Annotated in this window: 21 protein-coding genes; all 21 read left to right on the forward strand. The window is 52.5% G+C overall.

Annotation, left to right across the window (positions count from 1 at the left end; translation table 11 throughout):
• Positions 1-118: 118 nt before the first annotated feature.
• The 21 genes from LOS79_RS00720 (at position 119) to LOS79_RS00820 (ending at position 22271) form a co-directional block, all read left to right on the forward strand.
• Positions 119-2044, forward strand: a complete 1926-nt coding sequence (locus LOS79_RS00720) for a stage V sporulation protein D (protein ID WP_315415550.1) — start codon at positions 119-121, stop codon at positions 2042-2044.
• A 19-nt stretch (positions 2045-2063) separates the two neighbouring features.
• Entirely contained in the window at positions 2064-3551 is a 1488-nt protein-coding gene (locus LOS79_RS00725) for a UDP-N-acetylmuramoyl-L-alanyl-D-glutamate--2,6-diaminopimelate ligase (protein ID WP_315415552.1), read from the forward strand.
• Positions 3548-4960: a UDP-N-acetylmuramoyl-tripeptide--D-alanyl-D-alanine ligase gene (gene murF / locus LOS79_RS00730; protein ID WP_315415554.1), complete on the forward strand. Its 1413-nt coding sequence runs from the start codon at positions 3548-3550 to the stop codon at positions 4958-4960. Before LOS79_RS00725 ends, murF begins: the two co-directional genes overlap by 4 nt.
• Before the next feature lie 17 nt (positions 4961-4977).
• The gene (gene mraY, locus LOS79_RS00735) at positions 4978-5943 is read left to right on the forward strand and encodes a phospho-N-acetylmuramoyl-pentapeptide-transferase (protein ID WP_315415555.1); all 966 of its coding nucleotides are present in this window, start codon (positions 4978-4980) and stop codon (positions 5941-5943) included.
• Between the two features lie 3 nt (positions 5944-5946).
• On the forward strand, positions 5947-7368 hold the full coding sequence (gene murD, locus LOS79_RS00740; protein ID WP_315415556.1) for a UDP-N-acetylmuramoyl-L-alanine--D-glutamate ligase: 1422 nt from the start codon (positions 5947-5949) through the stop codon (positions 7366-7368).
• A 49-nt stretch (positions 7369-7417) separates the two neighbouring features.
• On the forward strand, positions 7418-8515 hold the full coding sequence (gene spoVE, locus LOS79_RS00745) for a stage V sporulation protein E (protein ID WP_315415557.1): 1098 nt from the start codon (positions 7418-7420) through the stop codon (positions 8513-8515).
• Positions 8516-8520: 5 nt separating this feature from the next.
• Entirely contained in the window at positions 8521-9636 is a 1116-nt protein-coding gene (murG, locus tag LOS79_RS00750; protein ID WP_315415558.1) for an undecaprenyldiphospho-muramoylpentapeptide beta-N-acetylglucosaminyltransferase, read from the forward strand.
• Between the two features lie 186 nt (positions 9637-9822).
• Entirely contained in the window at positions 9823-11106 is a 1284-nt protein-coding gene (gene murA / locus LOS79_RS00755; protein ID WP_315415559.1) for a UDP-N-acetylglucosamine 1-carboxyvinyltransferase, read from the forward strand.
• A gap of 66 nt (positions 11107-11172) precedes the next feature.
• Complete coding sequence (locus tag LOS79_RS00760; protein WP_315415561.1) at positions 11173-11937, forward strand: cell division protein FtsQ/DivIB; 765 nt, start codon at positions 11173-11175, stop codon at positions 11935-11937.
• A gap of 354 nt (positions 11938-12291) precedes the next feature.
• Positions 12292-13554: a cell division protein FtsA gene (gene ftsA, locus LOS79_RS00765; protein ID WP_315415562.1), complete on the forward strand. Its 1263-nt coding sequence runs from the start codon at positions 12292-12294 to the stop codon at positions 13552-13554.
• A gap of 64 nt (positions 13555-13618) precedes the next feature.
• Positions 13619-14728: a cell division protein FtsZ gene (gene ftsZ / locus LOS79_RS00770; protein WP_315415564.1), complete on the forward strand. Its 1110-nt coding sequence runs from the start codon at positions 13619-13621 to the stop codon at positions 14726-14728.
• Between the two features lie 120 nt (positions 14729-14848).
• Complete coding sequence (locus LOS79_RS00775; protein ID WP_315415565.1) at positions 14849-15721, forward strand: Rpn family recombination-promoting nuclease/putative transposase; 873 nt, start codon at positions 14849-14851, stop codon at positions 15719-15721.
• Between the two features lie 207 nt (positions 15722-15928).
• Positions 15929-16894 (forward strand): sigma-E processing peptidase SpoIIGA, encoded by a 966-nt coding sequence (gene spoIIGA, locus LOS79_RS00780; protein WP_315415566.1) that lies wholly within the window; start codon positions 15929-15931, stop codon positions 16892-16894.
• 98 nt (positions 16895-16992) lie between these two features.
• Positions 16993-17712: an RNA polymerase sporulation sigma factor SigE gene (gene sigE, locus LOS79_RS00785; RefSeq protein WP_397386722.1), complete on the forward strand. Its 720-nt coding sequence runs from the start codon at positions 16993-16995 to the stop codon at positions 17710-17712.
• A gap of 78 nt (positions 17713-17790) precedes the next feature.
• Positions 17791-18573, forward strand: a complete 783-nt coding sequence (sigG, locus tag LOS79_RS00790; RefSeq protein ID WP_039304289.1) for an RNA polymerase sporulation sigma factor SigG — start codon at positions 17791-17793, stop codon at positions 18571-18573.
• Positions 18574-18738: 165 nt separating this feature from the next.
• The gene (locus LOS79_RS00795) at positions 18739-19089 is read left to right on the forward strand and encodes a YlmC/YmxH family sporulation protein (RefSeq protein WP_315415568.1); all 351 of its coding nucleotides are present in this window, start codon (positions 18739-18741) and stop codon (positions 19087-19089) included.
• 122 nt (positions 19090-19211) lie between these two features.
• The gene (pgeF, locus tag LOS79_RS00800) at positions 19212-20066 is read left to right on the forward strand and encodes a peptidoglycan editing factor PgeF (protein ID WP_315415569.1); all 855 of its coding nucleotides are present in this window, start codon (positions 19212-19214) and stop codon (positions 20064-20066) included.
• 3 nt (positions 20067-20069) lie between these two features.
• The gene (locus LOS79_RS00805) at positions 20070-20753 is read left to right on the forward strand and encodes a YggS family pyridoxal phosphate-dependent enzyme (protein ID WP_315415570.1); all 684 of its coding nucleotides are present in this window, start codon (positions 20070-20072) and stop codon (positions 20751-20753) included.
• Between the two features lie 11 nt (positions 20754-20764).
• A complete protein-coding gene (locus tag LOS79_RS00810) occupies positions 20765-21208 on the forward strand; it encodes a cell division protein SepF (RefSeq protein ID WP_315415571.1) in 444 nt (147 codons plus the stop codon).
• Between the two features lie 7 nt (positions 21209-21215).
• Positions 21216-21485 (forward strand): YggT family protein, encoded by a 270-nt coding sequence (locus LOS79_RS00815; RefSeq protein ID WP_315415573.1) that lies wholly within the window; start codon positions 21216-21218, stop codon positions 21483-21485.
• Positions 21486-21488: 3 nt separating this feature from the next.
• A complete protein-coding gene (locus LOS79_RS00820) occupies positions 21489-22271 on the forward strand; it encodes a YlmH family RNA-binding protein (RefSeq protein WP_315415575.1) in 783 nt (260 codons plus the stop codon).
• Positions 22272-22311: the final 40 nt, after the last annotated feature.

A 22311-nucleotide genomic window follows, 5' to 3' on the forward strand; every position in this document is an offset into this window, starting at 1 on the left:
ACTGCTTAAGGTGAGTCTGCCCTGAGATCTGGCACAGGCTTGTTCTATCCCCTGTTTGTCCCGAATAGTCATGAAGATAAGAGATCATGTCTATTCAAGCGAAAGCGGGGAGAACGGAATGAAGGTTTCGAAAGCCGTAACTCGGCGGAGAATGCTGTGGACGCTGCTGGGACTGGCCGTATTGTTCGGTTCGCTGGCCGTGCGTCTTGCCTATGTACAGTTATCACAAGGAGAGAAGCTGAGCGCCAAGGCTGAGGAATCCTGGCGGCGGAATATCCCCTTCACTGCTAAACGAGGCGAAATATTGGACAGAGAGGGCACCAAGCTGGCCTATAACATCAGTTCGCCGACTATCTATGCGATTCCTGTGCAAGTGAAAGAGAAGGATAAGACAGCTTCGCAGCTGGCTCCGCTGCTCGGTATGACCGAGGAGACGCTGGTCACTATGCTGAGCCAAAAGAAAGCCTCGGTGAAACTGCAGCCCGGCGGCCGCAAAATTACGATGGAGCTTGCCGCGAGCATCCGTGATTTGCAACTGCCGGGCATCGTTGTGGCTGAGGATAACAAACGTTTCTATCCCTTCGGCGATTTAGCCGCGCATATTCTCGGCTTCACAGGCATCGACAATCAGGGCATAACCGGCGTAGAGAATATCTATGACAAGCTGCTTCAGGGCAGCGCGGGCAATATCTCCTATTTGTCCGATGCCGGAGGCCGGCTGATGCCCGGTTCCTCTGAGAAGTACACCGATCCGCAGGACGGGCTGAGCCTGCAGCTTACCATTGATAAGCAGATCCAGTCGATCATGGAACGTGAGCTTGATCAGGCAATGGTCAAATATCAGGCTCAGGGCGCATGGTCTATCGCAATGGACCCGCGAAACGGCGAGATATTGGCCATGGCCAGCCGGCCGGGTTATGAGCCGGGGGCCTATAAGGAATACGATGCTGCAGTATATAACCGTAATTTACCGATCTGGATGACCTATGAGCCGGGCTCGACCTTCAAGATCATTACTTTGGCTGCTGCGCTGGAGGAAGGCAAGGTCGATTTGCAGCATGAGCATTTTTTCGATCCCGGTTATGTAGAGGTCGGCGGTGCGAAGCTGCGCTGCTGGAAGAAAGGCGGGCATGGCAGCCAGACCTTCCTCGAGGTTGTGGAGAACTCCTGCAACCCCGGATTTGTGGCCCTTGGCCAGCGTTTGGGCAAGGACACCTTATTTAAATACATCCGTGATTTCGGCTTCGGCACGAAGACCGGAATAGACCTCAATGGAGAGGCGAACGGGATTCTGTTCAAGCCTTCCCAGGTAGGTCCGGTAGAGCTGGCGACTACTGCCTTCGGCCAGGGGGTATCTGTGACGCCCATCCAGCAGATCGCGGCGGTATCAGCGGCGATTAACGGCGGCAAGCTGTATACACCGCATGTTGCCAAAGCCTGGATCAATCCGGATACAGGAAATGTGGTCTCAGAGGTGGAGTCAGAGCCGGTGCGCCAGGTTATTTCCGAAGAGACCTCTAAGAAAGTGCGGGCTGCCCTTGAGAGCGTGGTTGCCAAAGGCACAGGCCGGCCGGCATTTATTGACGGCTACCGTGTGGGCGGCAAGACAGGGACGGCACAGAAGGTTATCAACGGCCGGTATTCTCCTACGGAGCATATCGTATCATTTATCGGGTTTGCACCAGCCGATGATCCGCAGATCGTGGTCTATACGGCAGTGGATAATCCTAAGGGGATCCAGTTCGGAGGTGTGGTTGCAGCACCGATTGTCCAGAATATTCTGGAGGATGCTCTTCTGTATCTGAAGGTGCCGCAGCGCAAGGATCAGCTGCCCAAAACTTATAAGTACGGTGAGACTCCGATCGTCACCGTTCCTGATCTGACCGGAGCGACAGTTCAGGATATTTATGAGGATTTGAATATGAATTTCGTGCTGGCCCGCTCAGGTTCAGGCAATACTGTAATCAACCAGGCACCTAAGGCGGGAGCCAGGGTGGAGCAGGGCTCGACTATCCGGATTTATATGGGGTCTTCCAGCGAATAATATGGAGTGAGGGATTGCTATGAAAATTAATGAACTGTCTTCTTGTCTTGCCGCAGCGCGGCTATACGGGGAGGGTGACACTGAGATTACTGATCTGCAAGTGGATTCCCGCAAGGTTACACCGGGCAGTTTGTTCATCTGCCTGCCCGGCCACACCGTAGACGGACACGATTACGTGCCGCAGGCTGCTGCCAATGGTGCAGCTGCCATTGTCTGTGAACGGAAGCTGGAGACATCTCTTCCGCAGATTGTGGTGGATGACAGCCGGTTTGCTATGTCCGTTCTGTCGAATGTCTTCTTCGGGTCGCCCAGCAGCCGGATGAAGCTGATCGGGATTACAGGCACAAACGGCAAAACAACGACTACTTATCTGATTGAGCGCATTATGGAAGACCACGGTGTAAAGACCGGGCTGATCGGAACGATCCAGATGCGGTATGACGGGCAGACTTATCCTATGTCCGGCACGACGCAGGAATCACTTGAGCTGCAGCGCACGCTCAGCGATATGGCGCTGAAGGGGGTACAGTGCTGCGTGATGGAGGTATCTTCCCATGCCCTGCAGCAGGGCAGGGTGAAGGGTACGGACTACCGCACTGCAATCTTTACGAACCTGACCCAGGACCACTTGGATTATCATCATACGATGGAGGAATACCGGGCGGCTAAAGGGCTGTTCTTCTCCCGGCTGGGCAACGTAATCTCCCCGTGGAAGGAAGAACGCAAATATGCTGTGCTCAACGCAGATGATGCGGCGAGCGCCTATTTTTCCGGCCAGACGGCAGCGGAAGTGATTACATACGGCATCGACAGCAGCGCCAATGTCCGGGCATCGCAAATTTCCATTACAGCTAAAGGAACTTTTTTCCATGTGGATACGTTTAAAGGTGAAACTGATATTTCACTGCAGATGGTCGGCAAGTTCAACGTCTATAATGCACTGGCGGCTATTACCGCTGCGCTGCTGGAGGATGTGCCGCTTGCTGAGATCAAAGCCAGCCTGGAGTCGGTAGCCGGCGTAGACGGGCGTGTTGAGTCTGTAGATGCGGGACAGGACTTCGCTGTAATTGTAGACTATGCCCATACGCCTGACGGCCTGGAAAATGTATTGAAGGCAGTCTGTGAATTCGCTGCCGGCAAAGTTATAACCGTCTTCGGCTGCGGCGGGGACCGTGATACAACCAAACGTCCGCTGATGGGGAAAATTGCGGCTAAATACAGTGATAAGGTTATGGTGACCTCGGATAATCCGCGGACAGAGGACCCGCTGCTCATTCTGCGTGATATTGAGGCAGGCCTTCTTGAAGACGGAGTACAGAGTGAGCGTTATGAGATGATTCCGGACCGGCGGGAAGCGATCAGAAAAGCTATTGAAATGGCAAGCCCCGGCGATGTAGTATTGATTGCGGGGAAAGGTCATGAGACCTATCAGCTAATCGGCGGAGTGGTTCATGATTTCGATGACCGCATCGTTGCCAAAGAAGTGATAAGGGGCCGAAGCTATTGATTACAAGAACACTGTACAATGTCGCGCTAATGTGCGGAGGAGAACTGTCCTCTGCTGAAGATAAGGAGCTTGAAATTGCGGGAGTCGTGACGGATTCCCGCAAAATTACGCCTGGCTGCCTGTTTGTTCCGCTGGCTGGAGATAAATTCGACGGTCATGATTATGCGGCCTCTTCTCTGGCTGCAGGAGCTGCTGCCGCCCTCTGGCAGCGGGATAGAGGCCCTGCTCCGGATGGCGGCGGGATTGTGCTGGTGGAAGACACTCTGGCCGCACTGCAGAAGCTGTCCTCGGCCTATTTGGGCGAGCTGGCTCCCCGCGTTGTTGCGATTACAGGCAGCAACGGCAAGACGACAACCAAGGATATGGTTACGGCCCTGCTTGAAACGCAGCATAAGGTGCATAAAACACAGGGCAATTTCAATAATCACATCGGTCTGCCGCTGACAATCCTCTCAATGGACAGTAGTGTTGAAATCGCAGTCCTGGAGATGGGCATGAGCTCACGCGGGGAGATTGCCCTGCTGTCCGCAATTGCCGCCCCGGATGTGGCGGTCATCACCAATGTCGGCGAGTCGCATCTGCTGCAGCTCGGCTCCCGCAAAGAGATTGCCCGGGCCAAGCTGGAGATCACGGAAGGCCTTAAGCCCGGCGGCCTGCTTATCTATAACGGAGACGAACCGCTGCTGGCTGAGGTGCTGTCCGAACCGGCGTTCAGCAAGCCTGAAGGCATGCTGAGCTTCCGGTTCGGACAGTCAGAGGACAATGATGATTATCCGACAGGCATGATGGCACACAGCGGGGGAATGACCTTTACTTCACACCTTCATGCGCAGCGTGCCTTCACCTTGCCGCTGCAAGGCCGCCATAATGTTATTAATGCACTTGCGGCAATTGCAGTTGCCCGGCATTACGGGGTAACCGAAGAGAACATAGAAGCCGGTTTAAGCAGCCTTAGGCTGACAGGCATGCGGATTGAGGTTGTGGTGGCGGACAGCGGACTTACACTGCTGAACGACGCTTATAATGCCAGTCCCACTTCCATGAGAGCGGCAATCGATGTACTGCAGTCAATGAAGGGCAGCGGAAGCCGGATCGCCGTGCTGGGGGACATGCTGGAACTAGGGCCGGATGAGGCGGATTTTCACCGGCAGACCGGAAGCTACCTAGATCCGGCACTGACGGATTACGTATACACTTACGGACCTTTGTCAGCGCATATTGCTGCTGCTGCGGAGGAGAAGTTCGGAACAGGCCGTGTATTTGCTTTTACGGATAAAGAAGCCCTGATTACTGCCTTGAATGCAAAGTGCAGTGCCAAGGATATCGTGCTGTTCAAAGCATCCAGAGGCATGCGGCTGGAAGAAGTTCTGCACCGCTTGAAGGAATATTCTGAAGCTAATTTAACTTGAATGGAGGGGGTGTACCCATGGATTATCAATTACTTCTGCTAACTATTGCTGTATCCTTTATCCTTGCGGTCATTGCCGCTCCGCTGATTATCCCGCTGCTGCGGCGGATGAAATTCGGACAGCAGGTCCGTGATGACGGGCCGCAGACCCATCTGAAAAAAGCAGGGACGCCTACGATGGGCGGAATCATCATCATGGTGGCGTTCACGCTGTCTTTTCTGAAGTTCTCGGTCATCAATTCAGATTTCTATGTCCTGCTGGTCGGAACGCTGGGGTACGGGCTGATCGGCTTCCTGGATGATTATATCAAGATTGTCTTCAAACGCTCCCTCGGGCTGACGGCCCGTCAAAAGCTGCTTGGCCAGCTGCTGGTCGGTATCGCTTTAAGTACCTTGCTGATCTCGGCGGGACATAGCACCAGTATCAGCATTCCGGGGACGTCTGTGAATTTTGACTGGGGCGTCTGGTTCTATTATCCGTTTATTGTACTCATGATGATGGCGGTCACCAACGCGGTTAACTTTACCGACGGGGTTGACGGGCTGCTCTCCGGCGTGAGTGCGATTGCCCTTGCGGCGTTTGCTGTAGTTGCCATGCAGGCTACTTCGATTGCTGCCGGCGTCTGTGCTGCAGCGATGATCGGGGCAGTACTTGGGTTTCTGGTATTTAACGCCCATCCGGCCAAGGTGTTCATGGGTGACTTCGGCTCCTTCGGCATCGGCGGCGCTATCGGTGCCATTGCCATTGTGACCAAGACTGAGCTGCTCTTTGTAGTGATCGGCGGCGTATTCGTTATTGAGATGCTATCCGTTATCATTCAGGTTGCTTCCTTCAAGACCCGCGGCAAACGGATATTCCGCATGAGCCCGATTCATCATCATTTCGAGCTGGGCGGCTGGTCGGAGTGGCGTGTCGTCGTTTCTTTCTGGGCGGTTAGCCTGGTGCTGGCAGCTGTAGGACTATATATCATCAAGGGGTTGTAAAGTATGAAGCATCCGGATTTGTACCGTGGTGAGGAAGTGGTCGTCCTGGGGCTCGCCAAAAGCGGCGTCCAGGTGGCCAAGGTGCTGCATGAGCACGGCGCGATTGTGACGGTCAATGATAAAAAGGAAAGAGAGCAAAGTCCCGAAGCTTCCGAACTGGAAACTTTGGGAATTTCTGTTATATGCGGCGGACATCCGGAGGGCTTGATTCATGAGGGGATTAAGCTGCTTGTCAAAAACCCCGGAATCCCTTATTCCGTTGCTCCGGTACAGCAGGCGCTTGCACTGGGGATCGAGGTTGTAACTGAGGTGGAGGTAGCTTATCATCTTTGCGCTGCCCCGATGATCGGAATTACGGGGTCAAACGGCAAGACAACCACAACGACCTGGGTAGGCCGTATGCTGGAGGCTGCAGGGATGCGGCCGATCGTGGCCGGAAACATCGGTACACCGCTCTGCCAGGCTGCACAGGAGGCTGATGAAGACAACTGGATGGTGGTTGAGCTCAGCAGCTTCCAGCTCAAGGGGACGGAAGCCTTCCGGCCGAAGGTTGCTGCTCTGCTGAACGTAGCCGAGACACATCTGGACTACCACGGCGGCATGGAGGATTACGTAGCCTCCAAGGCTAAGCTGTTTGCGAACCAGGGGCCGGGAGATACCGCTGTGGTCAACTGGGATGATCACGTCTGCCGTGAGCTGGTTCCTTATATTAAAGCCGGTATTCTGCCCTTCTCCATGACCGAGGAGCTGGTTCAGGGCATCTTTGTGCGTCCGTCTTTCGTGCCGGATACTGAAGATGAGCTGAAGCGTGTAATTGTTTACCGGGATTACTCGGAGAGTGAGACAGAAATAGCCGCCGTGGACTCCATCGGCCTCCCCGGCCGCTTCAATGTGGAGAATGCGCTGGCTGCCTGCGGCATAGCGATTGCTGCAGGTGCAGATCCGGCAGCGCTTGGCGGGGTGCTGGCGTCCTTCCGCGGTGTGGAGCACCGGTTGGAGTATGTGGAGGATAAGCGGGGAGCGGCCTACTATAACAACTCCAAAGCAACTAATTCCAAAGCCACAATAATGGCGCTCTCATCCTTCAGGCAGCCGGTTATTCTGATTGCCGGGGGCCTTGACCGCGGCTCCGATTATATGGAGCTGCTGCCTGTCCTCGGCGGCAAGGTAAAAGCGCTGGTGGCTCTTGGGCAGACCCGGGACAAGCTGGCAGGAGTTGCGCAGCTGGCAGGAGTAAAGGAGATCATCTCCGTCGATAATGGGGAGAGCGCCGCCGCCGTGCTGCAAGAGGCTGTGCGGGAGGCTTCCGCTCTGGCGGAAGAAGGGGATGTGGTTCTCCTGTCTCCCGCCTGTGCAAGCTGGGATATGTTTACATCCTATGAGGAGCGCGGGCGTATTTTTAAAGAGGCGGTGCATAACCTTTAAGTAGGGGGGTGGATAAGCCCCTACTACGGATGCAAGAGGTGTGCTCCTGATGAACAAACCCCGTCATGCGCCCGATATCTGGCTGCTGCTGTCAATACTGGCTTTGCTGGCTATCGGTATGGTAATGGTATACAGTGCCGGGTCCGTTTTGGGCTTCCGCAATTATGGCGATTCGTTTTACTTTGTCAAAAGACAGCTCCTGTTCGCAGGGCTGGGCCTGATCGCGATGTTCATAACGGCGAACACCGATTATCCCGTGCTGAAGAAATTTGCCCGGCCGGCGCTGATCCTCTGCTTCGTGCTGCTGGTGCTGGTGCTGGTGCCCGGCATCGGAGTCGTGCGCGGCGGTGCGCGCAGCTGGATCGGAATCAGCTCATTCGGCATTCAGCCTTCGGAGTTCATGAAGATGGGGATGATTCTCTTCCTGGCCAAATGGCTTGGGCAGGAGGATTATGATATCTCCGGCTTCATGCGCGGGCTGCTGCCGCCGCTTGCGCTGATCGGCACGGCCTTTGCCCTGATTATGCTGCAGCCGGACCTCGGGACCGGCACTGTCATGTTCGGTGCTGCCCTGATGATGGTCTTCACCGCCGGGGCGCGGATGAAGCATCTGCTCTCCCTGGGCGCGCTGGGAGCCGCCGGGTTCGCCGGCCTGATTGCTGCAGCGCCTTACCGGCTGCAGCGCATCACGGCCTTCCTGGACCCCTGGTCGGACCCGCTGGGGGCCGGATACCAGATTATCCAGTCGCTTTACGCCATCGGCCCCGGCGGACTGGGAGGCTTAGGCCTTGGCATGAGCCGGCAGAAGTACAGCTACGTGCCGGAGCCGCAGACAGACTTTATTTTTTCTATACTTGCCGAGGAGCTGGGCTTTATCGGAGGACTGGCGGTGCTGCTGCTGTTCCTGATTCTGATCTGGCGCGGGATGAAAGTGGCCATGAGCCTGCCTGACCGTTTCGGCAGCTATCTGGCCGTAGGCATCGTCTGTATGGTGGCCGTTCAGGTGATCATTAACATCGGTGTTGTTATCGGCCTTATGCCGGTTACGGGCATCACGCTGCCTCTGATCAGCTATGGGGGCTCGTCTCTGACCCTTATGCTCACTGCCCTTGGCATTCTGCTTAATCTATCCCGTTATGCGAGGTGAAAGACATGCGTATCGTACTTAGCGGCGGCGGCACAGGCGGGCACATTTATCCTGCTGTAGCCGTGGCCAGAGAACTGGAAGCCGAAGAAGAAAAACACGCCTTCCTGTATATCGGAGGCAAAAGGGGCCTGGAGAGCAAGCTGGTTCCCCAAGAAAATCTGCCATTCCGGGCAATCGATATTACCGGCTTCCGCCGGAAGCTGTCGATGGATAATGTGAAGACGGTTATGCGTTTCCTGAAGGGGGTCAAAGCCTCCAAAAATATGCTGAGGGAGTTCAAGCCCGATGTTGTCATCGGCACAGGCGGATATGTCTGCGGGCCTGTAGTCTATGCTGCATCCCGGCTGGGCATCCCGACACTGATTCATGAACAGAATGCCATCCCGGGGCTGACTAACCGTTTCCTCAGCCGGTATGCGGATACAGTCGCTGTCAGCTTTGAAGGAACAGAGTCTGCTTTCCCCGGGGCAAAGAACGTGATCTATACCGGTAATCCCCGGGCAACGACGGTAATGACGGCCAACCCGCAGCGCGGCTTCGCCTCACTGGGCATTCCTGAGGGCAGCACGGTTGTGCTCGTTGTCGGGGGCAGCGGAGGCGCTAGGGCGATTAACCGGGCGATGGTTGAAATGGCCCCGGTTGTGGGTAAAAGTAATGGTGTTCATTATGTGTATGTTACCGGAGAGGCTTATTTCGAGGAGACCCGCAAAGCACTGCGTGAGAAGCTCGGCGGTGAACCGAACTGGCTGCATATTCTTCCGTATATTCATAACATGCCTGAGGTCCTGGCTTGTACTTCACTAATCGTGAACCGGGCAGGCGCCTCCTTTCTTGCAGAGATTACCGCGCTTGGCATTCCCTCTGTACTTATCCCGTCTCCCAATGTGACGAATAATCATCAGGAAGCAAACGCAAGGCAGCTTGAACGTGAGGGCGCGGCCGTTGTGCTGCTGGAGAAGGATCTGACCGGCCAGGAGCTGTTCGCGGCGGTTAAGAGAATTACCGGGGACGAGGCTGTGCACCGCAGTATGTCGGATGCCTCAAGACGCCTTGGCAAAAGGGAATCCGCCTCACTTGTTGTCGCTGAGCTCCGCAGGCTGGCTGCAGGCCGCAAGCGCTAGAATCCGGTCCGGCAATTGTCACACACCCGGGGTTACGAACATAGGATGATCCTATAATCGTGACAATCACCCAGAGCACTTCCGGTTAAAAAGTTTGGAGCGGGATCGGCTTCCGTCCTGCTTCTTATGACCTATGTGCAGGAAGTGCTTCTATGGTGGGTGAGCGGTAATCTCGGAGGTGATACATTGGACAAATTGGTGATTGAGGGCGGAAATCCCCTGTCAGGCACCATACGTATCCATGGAGCGAAAAATGCGGCCCTGCCGATTCTGGCGGCAAGCCTGCTGGCCGAAGGAGTTCACTCACTGCATAACGTGCCGAAGCTGCTGGACATCGAAACGATGCTGGATATTCTGGAACGCCTGGGCTGCAGGACTGTGCATGAAGAGGACAAAGTAACAATAGATACCTCATTTGTCGCGACCTCGCATGTTCCGGAGGATCTGATGCGGCAGATGAGATCCTCGATTTTTCTGATGGGGCCGCTGCTGTCCAAATTCGGTGAGGTGACCATCTATCAGCCGGGAGGCTGTGCCATCGGGGAACGCAAGATCGATCTTCATCTGCAGGGCCTTAAGCTGCTGGGGGCCGAGATTGAGGAGACGGGCGGAATGATCTGCTGCCGTGCTGCTGCGCTTAAGGGCTGTGATATCCATCTGGATTATCCCAGCGTCGGCGCTACAGAGAACATTATGATGGCCGCCGCTATGGCAGAAGGTACGACAACGGTCACGGGAGCCGCCAGAGAGCCGGAAATCCAGGATTTGCAGAATTTCCTGAATGCGATGGGTGCACAGATCATCGGCGCAGGAACTGATACGGTTACTATTCAAGGTGTTTCTAAGCTATACCCGTGCACCTATGAGGTCATTCCTGACCGGATTGTTGCCGGGACGGTAATGATTGCTGCCGCAGCCACCCGTGGCAACGTTACACTGACCCATACCAATGCAGGGCATCTTGCTTCACTGATTCATGTTCTGAGGCGTGCCGGTGTTCAAATTACGGTCTGCAATGATATAATTAATGTCAGCTGTATGGGGCGTCCCCGTGCAGTAGAGCGGATTGTTACTTCGCCGTATCCTTCGTTTCCAACGGATCTTCAGTCCCAGGTCATGGTCCTTTTGTCCCTGGCTGACGGCTTCAGTATCATCAAGGAAACTGTATTTGAAGGACGCTTCAAGCATGTGGAGGAGATGGCCCGGATGGGTGCGGATATTTCCATAGATTTGAACCGCGCGTTTATCCGTGGAGTACAAAGATTATACGGGGCTACGGTTGAAGCCACTGACCTGCGGGCCGGAGCTGCCCTGGTCATTGCCGGACTTGCCGCCCAAGGAACGACTGTTGTAGAGCAGGCGCATCATATTGACCGCGGCTATGACGGCATAGAGAAACTGTTTCAGAAATTGGGTGCACGGATCAGCCGCAAAGTGCCTGTACCGGACCCGCTGGATTTGGCCAATTAAAGCTCCCTGTCTCCTTCGGTTAAAGTGCATGGGAAGGAGACAGGGTCTTATTACGGAGATATGAGAATGCCTAAAACGCGAATACCTCTTCTTAAAGAGGACAAGCCTAGCAAGAAAAGAAACCGGAAGCTTACAGTTATCCTGCTGCTGCTGTTTATTGCGCTGCTGGCTGTGATTTTTTTCCGTTCGTCTGTCAGCAAGATTACGGAAGTCCGGTTCCAGGGAAATAAGTATGCGTCGCGTGAGGAACTGCTGGCAGCCAGCGGCCTTAAGATCGGCGGTCAATACTTTGCAGTTGCCGGAAGTTCTGTGGAGAGTGCGCTGGAGGAGCTGAAGACAGTCCAGGAAGCGTCTGTAACCAAGAAATTCCCCGGTGTGATTGAAATCGGCATTAAGGAGTTCCCGGCAGTGGCCTATGAGCTTGATCAGTCGGGAACGCTGGAGGCGATTCTGTCAAGCGGTGCTGCTGTATCGGTAATAGACACCGGAATTGCGGTCGAGAAGCCTATCCTGACTAACTGGCAGGCAGATGACCCGTATAAAGCTAAGCTGTGCCAGGCGCTGGCGGGTATTTCCAATGAGCTGACCAGTGATATATCCGAAATCGTTCCATCGCCTACCCTATCCTTTCCGGACCGGATCAAGCTGTATACCCGTTCACGTTTTGAGGTTATTACAGCCATTTCACTGCTGAAGGACAAGGTATCTTACTTGAATCAGGTTATTGAAACGGAGCAGCCGGGACTGATCAAGATGCTTGAGGCTGATTCCTATGTCCCTTTTCATACAGAAACCGAGAATCCGGGAGAGAATACCGATACACAAGAGTAAATAGTCCCTACTAATAGGGTTAAAAAAATGCTACAATCGGTTTTACGGGCATTAAGCAGTATCCCTCTTTTTTCTGCGGATTTTTTGAAATGAAACGATGAATATGCGGGTATTTCTTTAATGCACATCCATTTTGCGTCATAGGCGCCTGCCCTCCGGATTATTGAAGCGGCGGCTTGCAGGCGAAACGGGTTGTCACATTATTCCATTCAAAAAAATTGTAGAAAAAAGAGGGAAAGGATTAGGGATGTTGAATATGTACAGAGAAGTTTCCCGGGACCGGGAACAAAGCGTATTTACCTTTTATTCTGGCTTCACAACTTATTATGATGATAACAGGAGGTGCCATAGGGCTTGAGCAACAATGACATCATTGTTAGTTTAGACATCGGTACATCCAAAGTTCGGGCAATTATTGGGGAAGTTTCCAATGGGACCTTTAATATTATTGGCGTTGGGTCTGCTGATTCGGAAGGCATACGCAAAGGTGCGATTGTAGACATCGATCAGACTGTGCAATCGATCAGGAGTGCCGTAGAGCATGCGGAACAAATGGTAGGTATTCAAATATCCGAGGTGTACGTCGGTATATCCGGTAATCATATCGGGCTGCAGTCCAGCCACGGCGTCGTGGCTGTGCAGAATGAGGACCGTGAGATTGGCGAAGATGACATTGACCGAGTGATCAAGGCTGCTGAAGTAATCGCACTGCCTCCTGAGCGCGAAGTCATTGATGTTGTTGCCAAGCAGTATATCGTCGACGGGCTTCAGGGTATTCAGGACCCGCGGGGGATGATCGGGGTTCGCCTTGAAGTTGAAGCAACCATTATTACCGGTGCCAAAACGCCAATACATAATCTGCTGCGCTGTGTGGAGAAATCAGGTCTTAAGGTTAAAGATCTTGTGCTCATGTCGCTCGGTGCCGGCGGATTAGCGCTATCCAAAGATGAAAAATCTATGGGGGCTGTACTGGTTGATATTGGTGCCGGCCAAGCGACAATAGCCGTGTATGAAGAAGGTTCCCTTTGTGCGACCTCTACGATTCCGATCGGAGGAGAATTTGTTACCAATGACATCGCTTACGGATTGCGTACGCTTACGGATCAGGCAGAGAAGGTTAAGCTGAAATACGGCTGTGCCTGGATTGACGATGCTGCCTCGGATGTGGTTTTCAAGGTTCTGCGTATCGGCAGCAATGTCGAGAAGGAGTTCAACCAGGAGGACCTGGCGGCAATTATTGAGCCCAGAGTACAGGAAATCTTCCAATTGATCCGTCAGGAAGTGAAGCGGCTTGGTTACAATGAGCTTCCGGGGGGTTATATACTAACGGGTGGCACAGTTTCAATGCCGGGGGTGCTTAAGGTAGCCCAGACTGAACTGGCAGCCTCCGTACGTATTGCTGTACCCGATTATATTGGAGTACGTGATCCCGGGTTTACCGGCGGTGTGGGGATACTCCATAACGTTGTCCGCAGTTTCCGCGGACGCGGCGGCAGCGGAAGCGCTAATAAAAAGACGGTTAACCGCGGCAAGCAGAGTGCCGCGCCGAGTCAGGATTCTTCAAAGAAGCCTGGAATCATGGAACGTCTAAAGAATATGTTTAGCGAATTCATATAAGTGTAAGTCCAGATATACTTGGACTGGCCATCCAAGCACTATTCGAGGGGGAGATGGAATCAATATGTTGGAATTTGATTTTGAAATGGAGAGCTTGGCGCAAATAAAGGTCATCGGCGTTGGCGGCGGCGGCAGTAATGCTGTTAACCGGATGATCGAAAATGGCGTTCAGGGTGTTGAGTTCATCACGGTTAATACAGATGCCCAAGCGCTGCATATGGCCAAATCGGAGCATAAACTGCAAATCGGGGACAAGCTTACCCGGGGACTTGGCGCGGGTGCCAATCCTGAAGTAGGCAAGAAAGCGGCCGAAGAGTCCCGCGATCTGATTTCTAATACGCTTAAGGGCGCCGACATGGTCTTTGTTACCGCTGGTATGGGCGGTGGTACCGGTACTGGCGCAGCGCCTGTAATTGCCGAGATTGCGAGAGAATGCGGAGCACTCACCGTTGGTGTAGTTACCCGTCCGTTTACCTTTGAAGGTAGAAAACGTTCCAACCAGGCTGAACTGGGGATCGAAGCTCTGAAGGAAAAGGTTGATACGCTGATCGTTATTCCCAATGACCGCCTGCTGGAGATTGTGGATAAGAAAACCCCGATGCTGGAGGCTTTCCGTGAAGCGGATAATGTACTACGCCAGGCGGTACAGGGTATTTCTGACCTGATTGCAGTTCCGGGACTGATTAACCTTGACTTTGCCGATGTAAAAACAATTATGACAGAGCGGGGCTCTGCGCTGATGGGGATTGGTATTGCCACTGGTGAGAACCGTGCTTCGGAAGCGGCCCGTAAAGCGATTATGAGCCCGCTGCTTGAAACTTCGATCGAAGGTGCCCGCGGTGTAATCATGAATATCACCGGCGGCTCCAACCTCTCCTTGTATGAGGTCAATGAAGCAGCGGAGATTGTTACCTCTGCATCGGATCCTGAAGTCAATATGATTTTCGGGGCCATTATTGAAGAGAGTATGAAGGATGAAATTAAGGTTACAGTTATTGCGACGGGCTTTGAGCATAAGCCGTCCCCGGCAGTGCCTACCCGCCGTCCTGCCGCCAGCAGTGAGCCGGCAGCGGACAAGAGCGGCACTCTTCGGCCATTCGGCAACCAGACAAGCTCTGACCAGCTGGATATTCCGACCTTTCTGCGCAACCGCACACGCGGCAATAATGACTAAGCTTGATTAACAGTATACTTTTACGGAAGCACCGTATCCCCCAGCTTGCAAAGCTGGGATGGATATGGTGTTTTTTTTTTTTTTTTAGCTGATATAATACGGATAACGGGAGTGGATAAGATGGAGTTGCTTGATCCCCGGGTAGATTTTGTATTTAAACGGATCTTTGCCAGTGAGAATAATAAGGATGTGCTGCTGGCATTTCTGAACGTGATTCTGCTGGATGCTGGTGCTGAGCCGCTGGATGAAGTGGTGCTGCTTAACCCCTATACAGACAAAGATGATCCGCTTGATAAACAGTCTATATTTGATATCTGGGCAAAGACGGCCAGCGGCAAGCTGATTAATATTGAAATGCAGCTCTTTAACCAGTATGACATGGAAAAGCGGACCCTGTATTACTGGAGTAAACGTTATTCAAGCCAGCTGCAAATCGGCGGCCGTTATGTGGAGCTTAAGAAGTGTATAACGATTAATATCCTGAACTATAATGTATTGCCGAATGCACATACCCATAGTGTTTTTCACCTGCGGGAGGACAGCAGTGGTGTACCGCTTATCGATGATATAGAGATTCATTTTCTTGAACTGCCGAAGCTGAAGAAGGCTGCTGTACCTGGTGAAGAAGGGTTGATTAACTGGCTGCTTTTTTTGAAGGGAATCGATACAGAAAGCTGGGAGGTGTTGAGAATGAACGAGCCTGAATTACAGAAAGCAATGGAAACGCTGGAATATCTGAGCCAGAATCCCGAAGCCCGGCGCAAATATGAAGACCGGCAGAAGTTCCTGCATGATGAGGCCTCGCAAAGAGACGGCGCGCAGAGAGAAGGCTTTGCCAAGGGACTGGAGCAAGGTTTAAAAGAAGGATTAAAAGAAGGATCAAAGGAAGCTAAACTGGATATCGCCAAAAACTTACTTCAAATGGGAATTGAGCTGCAGACGATCCTAGCCTCAACCGGGCTTACGGAAGAGGAAATCAAGTCGATAAATTGAATGAGTGCTATCAAACCAGCCTGCAGAGGCTGGTTTTTCTTTTGGGCTGGATTTAATAGATTTCCACGCCTATAACTCGACAAAAAAACCACCTGAACGCCCCCCATGTTTAGACAGACTTTGAATGCAGGAGTTTCTATACTAATCTTATCGTCTAAAAAGAGAGCCAGCACCCGGCCTCCGGACAGATATCCGCCCTACAGGCAGGTGAAACCACTGGTTGTCTATATTGATTTGATCTTTGCCGCCAATCTGCTGATCGACGGAATTCTATTGTGGCTGACCAGCTGGCTGGTCAAACAGAAGGTGTCCTGGTGGCGGCTGCTTCTCTCAGCGGTAGTTGGCGCAATTTATGTAGTGATGATGTTTGTGCCGGAGCTGTCCTTTCTGTACACCTTTCTTATCAAGTTCGGGTTGTCGGTATTAATGCTGTGGATAGCATTCGGCTTTAAGAGTCTGCAAAGCTACCTGCGGGCATTGGGAGCATTCTATATTATTAATTTTGCGGCGGCGGGAGGGATACTTGGGGTTCATTATTTGCTGCAAAGCTCAGGCGACATCTGGAACGGCATTATATTCACCTCTTCAGGGGGCCAAGCTTACCGGCTGAAGATTGGATTCTGGTTCGTGCTTGCACTGCTCCCGCTGATCCTGCTTCTCTTCAAGCTGATTCAATCCTCGCGGAATCGCAGGGAGCAGCTTGAAACTTATATCGGGGAAGTGACTGTTGAAATTGACGGAGTGGCTGTCAGCTGCCCCGGGCTGCTCGATACCGGGAACCGGCTCAGTGATCCGCTTACGGGAATACCGGTGATGGTGATGGAATCGTCACTGTGGGAAGGGCATCTGCCGCCTTCCTGGAAGGGCAGGCTGACACAGACGGGAGCTGATACGCTCGTTCTGGAAGCGGACGGGCAGTCCTTTGCCTGGCAGGACAGGTTGCGGCTGGTGCCTTACAGAGGCGTTAACCGCGGGGCCTCTTTCATGCTCGCGCTGAAGCCGGATCATGTAATGATAAAGCTTGGAGGGGACACCTTCCACTGTAAACGTGTGCTTATCGGGCTGGATGGAGGGACTCTGTCGGGGGACGGAGCGTATAGGGCGGTCATTCATCCTGACCTGACCCGCAAAGATAGTGTCATAGAGGCGCCGGCAGAGAAGGTTATGGGCTAAGCTTTGAAAGGGTTACCTGAATGAGGTATAACTACCGCACTGGAAGGCTGCGTGCCTTTAGGAGACAGGAGCCGTTTCCACATGGAGGAGGAACAATAATGATCAAATTCAAACTCGTGCTGCAATTGCAATATTACCGTATGCTGTTTCTGCTGGGACTGAAAAGCCAGGAAATTTATTATATCGGGGGAAGTGAGGCGCTGCCGCCGCCGCTAACACGGGAAGAGGAGGAATTTCTGCTCCAGCGGCTCTCCAGCGGTGATGCGGCTGTCCGGGCGATGCTGATTGAACGCAATCTGCGCCTTGTAGTCTACATCGCCCGGAAGTTTGAGAATACGGGCATCAACATAGAAGATCTGGTCTCGATCGGGGCGATCGGCCTGATCAAGGCCGTTAATACCTTTGATCCGGAGAAAAAAATCAAACTCGCCACCTACGCCTCGCGCTGCATCGAGAATGAAATTCTGATGTACCTGCGCCGCAACAGCAAAACACGGAGTGAAGTTTCTTTTGACGAACCGCTGAATATCGACTGGGACGGCAACGAACTGCTGCTCTCGGATGTGCTGGGTACAGAGAATGATACGATCTACCGTAACATTGAAGAACAGGTGGACCGAAAGCTGCTGCAGAAGGCGCTGGAGAAGCTCAGTGAGCGGGAAAGATTAATCATGGAGCTGCGGTTCGGGCTGCGCGGCGGTGAAGAAAAAACACAAAAGGATGTCGCTGATCTGCTGGGCATTTCCCAGTCGTATATCTCACGCCTCGAAAAAAGAATTATTAAACGGCTGCGCAAGGAGTTCAACAAGATGGTGTAAGGGAGAGCAAGTGAGGAATAAAATGCCGGGCCGGGGAGATAATGTACAGTAATGTTTCTCCTTGGGAGGTAAATCATCATGACCCGAAATAAAGTCGAGATTTGCGGTGTGGATACCGCCAAGCTGCCCGTTCTTACGAACGTGGAAATGCGGGCACTGTTCACTTCGCTGCAGCAGCAGGGCGAGCGATCCGCCAGAGAGAAATTGGTTAATGGTAACCTCAGGCTTGTGCTTAGCGTAATTCAAAGGTTCAATAATCGTGGAGAGTTCGTGGATGATCTGTTTCAGGTGGGCTGCATCGGACTCATGAAAGCCATCGATAATTTTGATTTATCGCAGAATGTCAAGTTCTCTACCTATGCGGTGCCGATGATCATCGGAGAGATCCGCCGCTACTTGCGTGATAATAACCCGATCCGGGTATCACGGTCCCTGCGGGACATCGCCTATAAGGCTTTGCAGGTCCGGGACAGCCTGACCAACCAGAACTCACGGGAGCCCACGATCCTAGAAATATCTGAGGCGCTTGGTGTACCTAAAGAGGATGTAGTGTTTGCACTGGATGCGATCCAGGACCCGGTGTCCCTGTTCGAGCCGATCTATCATGACGGCGGTGATCCGATTTATGTGATGGACCAGATCAGTGATGATAAGAACAAGGATGTATCCTGGATTGAAGAAATTGCCCTCCGCGAAGCGATGCAGCGGCTGGGACAGCGGGAGAAGCGAATTCTGTCCATGCGTTTTTTTGAGGGAAAAACCCAAATGGAAGTAGCGGATGAGATCGGCATCTCTCAGGCTCAGGTATCACGGCTTGAGAAGTCGGCGATCCAGCAGATGCAAAAGCATGTGAAGTCTTAGGCAGCAGGCTATAGATGAACTGGGGATATTCCGGAAGGCGGTAAATGCGGCTGCCCGGGATATCCTTTTGTATATACGGGGTGTATCTGCAATGAATTCAGACATGTTGCCAAGCCTGGCATACATATACTGGTCCTATAGGTCTCAATGTACAGGGGTGGCAGGATGAATGAGGATTCTATAGGTGCAGGTACAGGCAAAAAAATGAAAATCTCTGATTTTCAGACCAAGGATGTTATCAATATTGTCGACGGCAGGCGGCTGGGTCAGATCAGTGACCTGGAGCTGGATTTGCGCCGTGGTGTCATTGATGCAATTATTGTTCCCGGGTATACCAGATTTATGGGGCTGTTCGGGGGCGGGGCGGATCTGATTATTCCCTGGCGGAATATTGTCAAGATTGGCGCAGATGTGGTGCTGGTGAAGATTGAAGAAGGCCGGATGCCGCAAAGCCAGGAAGAGCGGGAAACGATGTATCTGGAGCGGGGGGACCGCAGTGAGCGGCGCACTTATTGACGGGGTGCGTCTTTTTTCTGCAAAAATGGGTAAAGGCTTAGAAGAAGACTGGGGTATGTAAGGCTGTGCTTTAGCGCCAAAATACGGAATGGGTATGGTACACTTAGGTCAGAGGTGAAAATATGGAACCGTTTATACAGAATGGCGGAACGCCGGTGCTGCTTCACTTGGAGCCATGGCGCGGGCAGTACAGTGCGATTACCGCAGGATTTACCGGCAGGGCAGGCGGCAGCGGCAAACAGCCGTATGACAGCTTCAATTGCGCTTTTCATGTGGGGGATGACCCGGAGGATGTGCTCAGCAACAGGCGGCTGCTGGCAGAAAGCCTAGGATTTACTCTGGATTCCTGGACCTGCGGGGAGCAAACCCATAGTAAACATATTGCAGTTGTTACCAGGCGGGACCGCGGCAAAGGGAGCTTGGACCGGGCTTCAGCTTTTCAGGCTACCGACGGGCTGCTGACGGATGTACCGGGTGTGCTGCTGACTTCTTTTTATGCCGATTGTGTACCTTTATATTTCTATGATCCGCTGCATGAAGCTGTAGGACTGGCCCATGCAGGCTGGAAAGGGACAGTGGCAGAGATTGCTGCTGCGATGGTCAGCCGGATGGAACAGGAGTATGGAAGCCGTCCGCAGGATATCCTGGCTGCAATAGGGCCTTCTATTGGTGAATGCTGCTACGAGGTGGATGATTATGTAATGGATCATGTCCGCAGGCTGGAGGACGGGCTTAAATCCCTGAAAGCGGAAGGCGCGCCTGAACTGTATACCCGTATAGAGACGGACAGCAGCAAATATATGCTGAACTTGAAAGAAATGAATCAACGCATTATGATTAAAGCAGGAATATTGCCGACTCATATCGAATGTACAACTTGGTGTACAAGCTGTAACAGTGATCTGTTCTTTTCTTACCGTAAGGAAAACGGGATTACAGGTAGAATGACGAGCTGGATCGGAATAAAGGAGAGTTGAAAGTTGGTTTCACTACAGGAAAGAATAGCCATTGTGGAGGAACGTGTCGCACGGGCCTGTACGGTCAGCGGCCGGGAGGTAAGTGACGTTAAGGTGATTGCAGTGACCAAATATGTGCCGCTGGAAACGGTGTCAGCTGTACTGGAGGCAGGCCTGACAGAGATTGCGGAGAGCCGCTGGCAGGATGCGGAGCCTAAGTGGAATGCACTCGGGGACAAAGGAATCTGGCATTTTATCGGGCATTTGCAGACCAATAAAGTAAAAGACGTTATCGGTAAATTTCAATATATACATTCACTGGACCGATTGTCACTGGCACGGGAGCTGCAGAAGAAAGCAGAGGCTGCCGGGCTGGACATTAATGTTTTCCTGCAGGTCAATATCTCAGGAGAGGATACCAAGTTTGGCTTACCGCCTGAGGCTGTGGAAGGTTTCTTGAGAGAAATAGCCCCGCTTAACCGGGTGAAAGTGGTTGGACTTATGACTATGGCTCCTCATGAAGAGGACCCGGAGCTTACCCGTCCGGTCTTCCGCGGGCTGCGTAAGCTGCGTGATGATCTCAATCTGCTGGCTTTGACTCCTGAACCAATCAGGGAGCTGTCGATGGGCATGTCGAATGATTTTGAAGTGGCGATACAGGAAGGGGCCACCCGGGTACGCCTGGGAACGGTTTTAGTAGGTCATTAGGAGGGAGATTGATGGGCGTGATGAACCGGTTTATGAATTTCTTGGGCTTGCAGGAGGAAGAGGAGATTGTGGAACGGGAGCAAATTCCCCGTGATGAGGATGAATACGAACCCGCCCCTGTAGAAACGCGCAAAAATCAGAGGGCCAACGTCGTCAGTATCCATTCGCAAAAAAATGTGAAGGTTGTGCTCTATGAGCCGCGTTCGTATGACGAAGCACAGGAGATTGCTGACCATTTGCGTTCACATCGTACAGTAGTTGTCAACCTGCAGCGTGTGCGTAACGATCAGGCGATGCGGATTATTGATTTTTTAAGCGGAACCGTTTATGCCCTGGGTGGAGGAATTTCTAAGATCGGGGGCAATATATTTATGTGCACTCCGGATACAGTGGAGATTCAAGGCTCCATTACGGAGATTCTAAGTGACGACCAAGAATTTAACAGAATGAGGTGAACAGGTTTTGAACGAAATACTATCCATTGTCAGCATTCTTTTCCGGATTTACTATTACATGATCTTCATATACATTCTCATGTCCTGGGTACCTAACCTGCGGGAGAACTTTATCGGCGAGCTCCTGGGCAAGCTGGTAGAACCGTATTTAACACCATTCCGGAAGATTATTCCCCCGCTTTTCGGAACCATTGATTTCTCGCCTATCGTTGCGATTGTAGTGCTCCAGCTTGCGGTAAACGGGCTGTATTCCATTGTAGGTATGCTCTTCGGCTAACCCATGAAGAATGAAATATATGGGCACTTTCATCCTGATGAACGGCAGTTTGTGGACAAAGCCTGGGAATGGGTCAGCAATGCAGGGGAGTATCATGAGACGAAGCTGACCGAATTTCTTGATCCCCGCCAGGGGTATATCCTGCAGAGTCTGGTGAACCGTCATCCGGACGTAACGGTACGCTGGGAAGGCGGTTCCGGTGAAGCTGAACGGAAGCGGGCTATGATTGCTCCGGATTACCGGGATCTGTCCCATGAGGATATGGAGCTGAAGGTGCTGTCCATCACTTCGGGAGAACAGAAGTTTCTTTCTCTGGAGCATGGTGATTATATGGGGGCAATTCTTGGACTGGGCATCAAAAGAGGCAAAGTCGGCGATATTCATGTGCTGGAGGATGGCTGCCATGTAGTGGTAGCCGCCGATATTGCAGATTATCTGTCGATGAATTTGACCGGTGTGCACCGGATTAATGTGAGTACGGAAATCCTTCCGCTTTCAGGCTTGCGGAGCAGCCGGGCCAGGCTGGAGACGATGGAATTCACTGTGGCTTCCTTAAGACTTGACGGGATTGCGGCAGATGTAACACGGCTGAGCCGGAGTAAAATACTTGTCCCGATCAAAGCAGGGCGCGTACGGGTGAACTGGAAGGTAGAAGAAAATCCGGCCTCTGAACTTAAGGACGGCGACATGGTATCTATACAGGGCTTCGGGCGATTCAAGGTTCTGGAAATCGGCAATTTGACGAAGAAGGGACGTTACCGCATTATTGTGGGCAAATTTGTCTGAGACCCTTGCAGGAATACAGCTGTGCTTGTCGAAATTGATA

It is taken from the genome of Paenibacillus sp. MMS20-IR301, from assembly GCF_032302195.1.
Lineage (GTDB): Bacteria > Bacillota > Bacilli > Paenibacillales > Paenibacillaceae > Paenibacillus_AQ.